Annotated in this window: 6 protein-coding genes, 1 tRNA gene and 2 pseudogenes; 4 read left to right on the top strand and 5 right to left on the bottom strand. The window is 65.2% G+C overall.

The features are described from left to right. From FV223_RS31930 to FV223_RS18695, 4 genes and pseudogenes are all read right to left on the bottom strand, one after another. Nucleotides 1-271 (bottom strand): annotated as a pseudogene (locus tag FV223_RS31930) (porin family protein); the annotation flags it as partial. Nucleotides 272-586: 315 nt separating this feature from the next. Then, nucleotides 587-905 (bottom strand): annotated as a pseudogene (locus tag FV223_RS31925) (hypothetical protein); the annotation flags it as partial. A 28-nt stretch (nucleotides 906-933) separates the two neighbouring features. Continuing rightward, entirely contained in the window at nucleotides 934-1212 is a 279-nt protein-coding gene (locus tag FV223_RS18700; protein WP_147728421.1) for a hypothetical protein, read from the bottom strand. Beyond that, a complete protein-coding gene (locus tag FV223_RS18695; protein WP_147728420.1) occupies nucleotides 1212-1421 on the bottom strand; it encodes a hypothetical protein in 210 nt (69 codons plus the stop codon). Before FV223_RS18695 ends, FV223_RS18700 begins: the two co-directional genes overlap by 1 nt. A gap of 806 nt (nucleotides 1422-2227) precedes the next feature. Between FV223_RS18695 and FV223_RS18690 the strand changes: the two genes are divergently transcribed. Together FV223_RS18690 and FV223_RS18685 are read left to right on the top strand one after the other, a co-directional pair. Next, nucleotides 2228-2722 (top strand): hypothetical protein, encoded by a 495-nt coding sequence (locus FV223_RS18690; protein ID WP_147728419.1) that lies wholly within the window; start codon nucleotides 2228-2230, stop codon nucleotides 2720-2722. Continuing rightward, nucleotides 2722-3261, top strand: a complete 540-nt coding sequence (locus FV223_RS18685) for a hypothetical protein (protein ID WP_147728418.1) — start codon at nucleotides 2722-2724, stop codon at nucleotides 3259-3261. Before FV223_RS18690 ends, FV223_RS18685 begins: the two co-directional genes overlap by 1 nt. Nucleotides 3262-3747: 486 nt before the next feature. Here the strand turns inward: FV223_RS18685 and FV223_RS18675 are convergent. Beyond that, nucleotides 3748-3823: transfer RNA gene (locus tag FV223_RS18675), tRNA-Asn, on the bottom strand. Nucleotides 3824-4466: 643 nt separating this feature from the next. Between FV223_RS18675 and FV223_RS18670 the strand changes: the two genes are divergently transcribed. Together FV223_RS18670 and FV223_RS18665 are read left to right on the top strand one after the other, a co-directional pair. Continuing rightward, entirely contained in the window at nucleotides 4467-4787 is a 321-nt protein-coding gene (locus FV223_RS18670) for a PsiF family protein (protein ID WP_147728417.1), read from the top strand. Nucleotides 4788-4798: 11 nt separating this feature from the next. Continuing rightward, entirely contained in the window at nucleotides 4799-5059 is a 261-nt protein-coding gene (locus tag FV223_RS18665; RefSeq protein ID WP_147728416.1) for a hypothetical protein, read from the top strand. Nucleotides 5060-5622 lie beyond the last annotated feature (563 nt).

Here is a 5622-nt window from a genome sequence, read left to right as displayed (position 1 = left end):
GGCTGCCGCCGAAGGCGAGCACGCCAGCGCGGTTACCACCGGCCGGGCCGGCGAAGATCGCGTTCTGCGGCGAGACACCGACGACGGTGGCGCCGCGGTTGTCGTTGGCATCGAAGCCGTAGCCGGCATTGATACCGAAGTAGGCGCCCGTCCAGGTGAACACCGGAACCGGGGTGAACACCGGCGGCGGAGCGCGACGCGGAAGGTCGGCGGCGGACGCGGCAGCGGTGAGAGCCGTGAAGGCTGCGAGGGACGTAAGGATCTTGTTCATATGTCGGGTGCCGATCGGTGTGCCTAGTTGACTGCTAGATACCCTTTTCCCGCGCAGTTGCTGTAGCGACTAAGACACACCTGCAATTCCTCTATTCTGATCCAATCACGCCCTCGCATCATGAGGCGCGCCCCGCCATCCGCACGCTTTCACGTAAGTCCCTGGTGGGCAAACAGCCCTGCTGTCTCGGCCTGGCTTTCCTGGGTCGCACTACGCGCGTTACCCCCAAAGTTCACACCCTGACTGACTGCCGAAGGGATCCGCTTCGAGGGCGCTGCAGTCGGGCGCCTGGCTGGCCCGTGGGCGCAGTTCGGTGCCACCGAATAGGTCGCCCAGCGCACGGCGCCGGAACGGCGACCGCCGCCGCTGATGCTCGGGCCGGTCGTGGTTCACGCGGCAGCGCGGTGAGGCTCTTGCCCTTCCCGTCACGCCAGGTGCCAACCTCGGCATTCCGCCACCGCCCGTCGCCCAGGTGGGAAACCATGCGCCCATGCGGTCGTCCGCAGCCCTCGCAGGCGCCGCCGGCACGCCGGAACCGGACCATGGCCGACAGCTCGCGCCCGTCGATCGGGTAGGAACAGCGGTCTGGATAGCTCGGCGGCCATCGATCTGCCGGCTGTGGTCTGCGCCGCATTCGCGGTCGGCAGATCCGTACCGAGCCGTCAGGTGGCGCTGCCCTCTGCTAAGGCCGCCAGGACGTCCGAGAGGTTCCTCTCGGCTCTCTCGTGGACACGGTCCAGGGCACGCTGGGCCGCGAGCGCGCCGGTGCCCCCGGCGGCGATCAGGGCCAGCATGTCCCGATACGTACCCTCGCCGCCCTCGCGATCGACGCGAAGCCTGGCCAGGTTGTGGATGGTGCGCGTCCGCAGGTTGTCATCGAGCGCTCCCAGCAGGGTCCGAAATTCCGTATCGCGTGGCTGGCAGATGTAGGGGGCGATCATCAGGCCTGCCGCCTCGCGCGGATCATCCAGGCATCACGGTCCGCACGTGCCACGGCCAACTCCATCTGCAATTCCTCGACACGGGCATGCATCTCGCCGGCATCGACGGCGGTCTCGATTAAGAGTTCCTGAGCCTCGGCGAGCGCCGCGCGCAATTCCGCGTTCTCGGTCGCGAGCGCCAGGACCAGAGCCGTCGTCTCGTCGCTCATCCCTCAGCAACCCATCTGATCCACCGTGGACGCCGCCGCATCCGCGGCCAGCAGGTCGCTCGATCTGTTGCGACGGTCCTGTTTGCCCCTTCGAGCAGGGCCGCCGCCTACATTCCAGCCGACAACCTGCTCTCGCACCCTCGTGACCCGACGTTGGACGGACCCAGTGCGTACACGGGCCGACGGGGTAAGGCGCAACCCGATTCCGTCAGCGGCTGCCGAAAATTATTTTCGACCGCTGACCGCGCACGCCATTTCGACTTTCATACGCCGGCCGGATCGTAGGGGCTCCATTCAACGGAGCCACGCCGATGCCTCTCGCGAGGGACGGCGCCTGAAGGACAACCGCGGTCGCTACGTGCCGCCGGATCGGGGCGATCCGAACGGCGCGGAGGTTGGCTGGAAGGCCCCGGCCACGTTCCTGGAGCGGGCTGCCGAAGGATCGGCCGCCGACTGGGAGTAGCGGGGGGAGCACGAGGGGTTGGGTGCCAGCGGCTGATTGTGCGACGACCGTGTCGGGAGTCCATACCCCCGAGAGCGAGCGGGCTTCCGGCACCGGTGGCAGATCTGAGCGCCGAGGTTATCGAGCATCTGACGCTACATATGTCAGCGCTCCTCGGCATGTTGTGTTTCAACCGCCACAACGGTCTCTCAATAAAGAACCGCCGCGCGGAAGCGATATCAATTAAAGGCAATAAGAAGCGCGCCAGGTAGACACATCAGTATATTTTAGGCTTCTTGGACATGCTCACACCGTGAGCCCGGGATGGCGGTTCCGGAACGAAGCCAGGCGAAATGAAAGCGTCATGACGGGTCCGAGCAAGCGATACCCCTGGGAGAGCCCCTCCGAACTCGAAGCGCCTACGAATGTGACCTCCTCGACCGACACCCACCTGGCCAACGTGTTGAGGTTGGTCGGGCCTCTCGACGACATCGGTGGTGGAGGCGCTCCCACCCGTCGTTCCTCGCCACAGGATTGGTCGAAGCTGATCGAGCGGGTTCGGCATGCGGCCAATCACGCCCGCGAGGTCGAGGCGCAGGCTCAAGAACAGGAGCTGCGCGTCCAGGAGGTGCTCGACCGCGTCCGCGAAGATGTCCGCAACGCCGCCGAGCGGGTCCGAGTCGCTGAGGCGCGCACCGCTGAAATTCAGAGCCGTGCCGACGCCATGCTGAAGCTGGCCGACGAGAGGGTAAAGGCGGCCGAAGAGCGAGCGCGGATCGCGGAGGAGTGGCTCACACGCGTCTACGACACGATCGCGAGCGAGTTCACCCTTGAGCCGGATGTGAGGAGAACTGCGTGATGCCGAACTCAGCTCAGCGTCCTGCAATCACCGTCCGCCCGGCCGGACGTGATATCCCGGCCGACGATGCTTGGCGCAGCAGCTCCGAGCTGGCGGCCGGGCTGCAGTCCGTCAGCAAGATCGTACCCCTCTTCGTGGAGCCGGGCATCTCACCGCCAAGGCTTGCGGATGTCGGTCCTGGCGAAACCGACTGGCCTGCCGCGCTCGACCTGATCCGCGACGTTGGAGACCGCGTGCGCCGGGCACGCGATTTCGCGCAGGAGGTGTCCCGCCAGTCTCAGTCGATCATTCGCCGTAGCCTCAAGCAGACCGAGGAGGCCGAACGGCGCGCCGAGGCTGCCGAAGCTTCAGCGGCCGCGGCCATCGCCCGTGCCGAGAGGGCTGAGGAACTGGCTCGGCTGTCGGAAGCCAGGGCGAAGCTTGCAGAGAAGCAGGCAGAGGCCGCCAAGGCTGAAGAGGCTGAAGCTCAGCTATGGCTCAGGCGCGTGCATGCTTGCCTCAAGGACGAGTTCAAAGACCTGACCGAAGATCCGACCTGACCGTATCAACTGCCGTGAGGTGGCAGGGCATCGAACCGAGCCTCCGGCCCACCGTGGGCATCGGCGGCCGAACGATGCGAATTTTCGCTGCCGCCCGGTCCAGTGGCGCCGAGCGCCCGCGCTCGTTCGAGACAGCGGGTTGTGAGCGGCCATGGTCGTCGCCGCGTCCTCGAGGAAGGCGGCGATGACCGCCCGGTCCGCAATATGCGCCGCGGTTCGGAGTGATGCTGCGAGCTGGCGCAGCGCACGGTCTGCGCAAGGCGGGCGCGCGGCGGAGGAGGGCGCCACGGAGGCCGAATTGAACGCCTGGTTCGGATGGGCTGAGGGGAGCCGCGAGCGCGACCTACCTGCGCGGAGCCGACCGAGCGAAACTCGCCGAGCGGGTCGCAGAGAGGGCAGCAGCTCGAATGTCCATCTCCGCTTCTCCTGAACCGGTGCGGGGTTCGGAGCGAAAAGATCAATCCGAAAAATGGCTTGGAGAGGTGATGGCTCCCCGAGCAGGACTCGAACCTGCGACAAGGCGATTAACAGTCGCCTGCTCTACCAACTGAGCTATCGGGGATCACGGGGGGTGATCTACACAGCGTCGGTACGGCGCGCAAGGGCCTCGGGTGGATGTTTTGCATTTCGCGCGGGCTGCCTCGGGCGGCGCGAATGGAACCTCGGCAACAGCGTTGCGCCGGGGCCACGAGGCGGCCGCGCCACGAGGCTCAGGCTTCGCGTCGCGATGCCGGAGGACGCGCGGCGCCTGCGATCGATCGCCGGGGATGGGTCAAGGAAAAGTAGATGGGAGGACGTGACGTGGAGGCCTCGCCCGGTTGGCCACAAGCGTTTTGGAACAGAGACTTACGCCTCCCAACCCCTTCGAAGGCCTTTATGAAGTTCTTCAGCTTTTTGGCGGGTTTCCAAACCGCATCCCGCTGATCCGCGCCGTGGGAGCCTTCGCTAGCCGCAAATGCTAGAGCGCGCGAGCTGGCGTCGAGCGGCATCAGGTCGATGGCGATGTCACTAGCCTCCGAGTAGCGCCACAGCCGGTTGCCGGGCACGCACCAAGTTTTTGGCCACGGCGATCTGCGCCGCCTCAATCAGCGCTAGCATGTCTTTGGTCGCCTCGGGTGCCTTACGGTGGATCACATCGCCCATCGGCTCGCAGGGGCTCCGCAGCCCTGCTACCATCTTACAACTTGTCCCGGAGCACCCTGCCGATGCACTCGCTCGCCCTCATCCTGCCGATCGTCGTCAGCCTCGCCGTCCCGGCCGTCGCGCAGACGCCAGCCCCGTCCGCAGCGCAGGCCGCTCAGCGCGACCGGATGAAGAGCTGCAACGCAGACGCCGGCTCGCAAAAGCTCTCCGGCAGTACGCGCAAAGGCTTCATGTCCGACTGCCTCGCCGGCAAGGCTGCAGCGCCAGCGAAGGAACTGACACCACAGCAGGCGAAGATGAAAAGCTGCAACGTCGATGCCTCGGCCAAGAGCCTGAAGGGCGCCGAACGCCGGAGCTTCATGAGCACCCGCCTAAAGGGCTGACATCCAGACCAATGGCCGATACCCCTGACCAAGAGATCGAGGACTCCCCGCTCGGCGGCAGCGTCACCCGCGACGGCGTCACGGTGCAGGTTCATATCTACCGGTTCGCCGACACTGCGGACGAATGGACCCTAGAGGTCGTCGACCACGAAGGCGGGCAAACGGTCTGGACTGGCACCTTTGCGAACGATGAGGACGCCTTCGAGACCTTCGAGCATGCGGTCGCCAAGGACGGGATCCGCTCGTTCGCTGAGCAGCCGGTGGAGCACTGACCGAGTACCCGAAGGCGACGGGCAATTTGAAATGAGCCTCAACGCCTGGATCGCAGACCAGCCCCGAGCTGAAGCCCCCTCGTCCCCAAGTGATCCGACACGCCCTCACGGACTGGCTCGCCGGCCAGGACTACGTTCGGCACTACGAGGATCCTGGGGGCGTAAATTAATCAAACTTCGTGCGTTTCGCTAGGCGAATGGGTCTGAGCGCGTTTTGCAAGCTGCGCCAGATCAATTGCGGACGATATACTTTTCGGTTCGAGTGCTTCGTGAGGCCTTTTTGGCCTGATTGCTCGCCAGCTAACCAAAGCGTTGCCTGGATGCAACATTCCCGCAGCACCGCAGCGCCGTTGTGAATTCCACGTTGATCGCACGGATGGGCTGGCACACAGTGTTTTGGCACTGGGGGCATCGCAAAAGCGGGCCCGATGAGCCTGCACCAAAAAGCGGGCCGCAAAACAAGGTGTGACGCGATCGGCCCCGGCCCCGCGACCACACGATCCTCGGGTCTCGAAGCTTTTGGAGATATCTATGACGCTCTTGAAGAGCACCCTGCTTGCTTC

Source organism: Methylobacterium sp. WL116 (assembly GCF_008039455.1).
Classification (GTDB): domain Bacteria; phylum Pseudomonadota; class Alphaproteobacteria; order Rhizobiales; family Beijerinckiaceae; genus Methylobacterium.
Note: the sequence above shows the minus strand (reverse complement) of the source record. Positions and strands in the feature narration are given on the sequence as shown.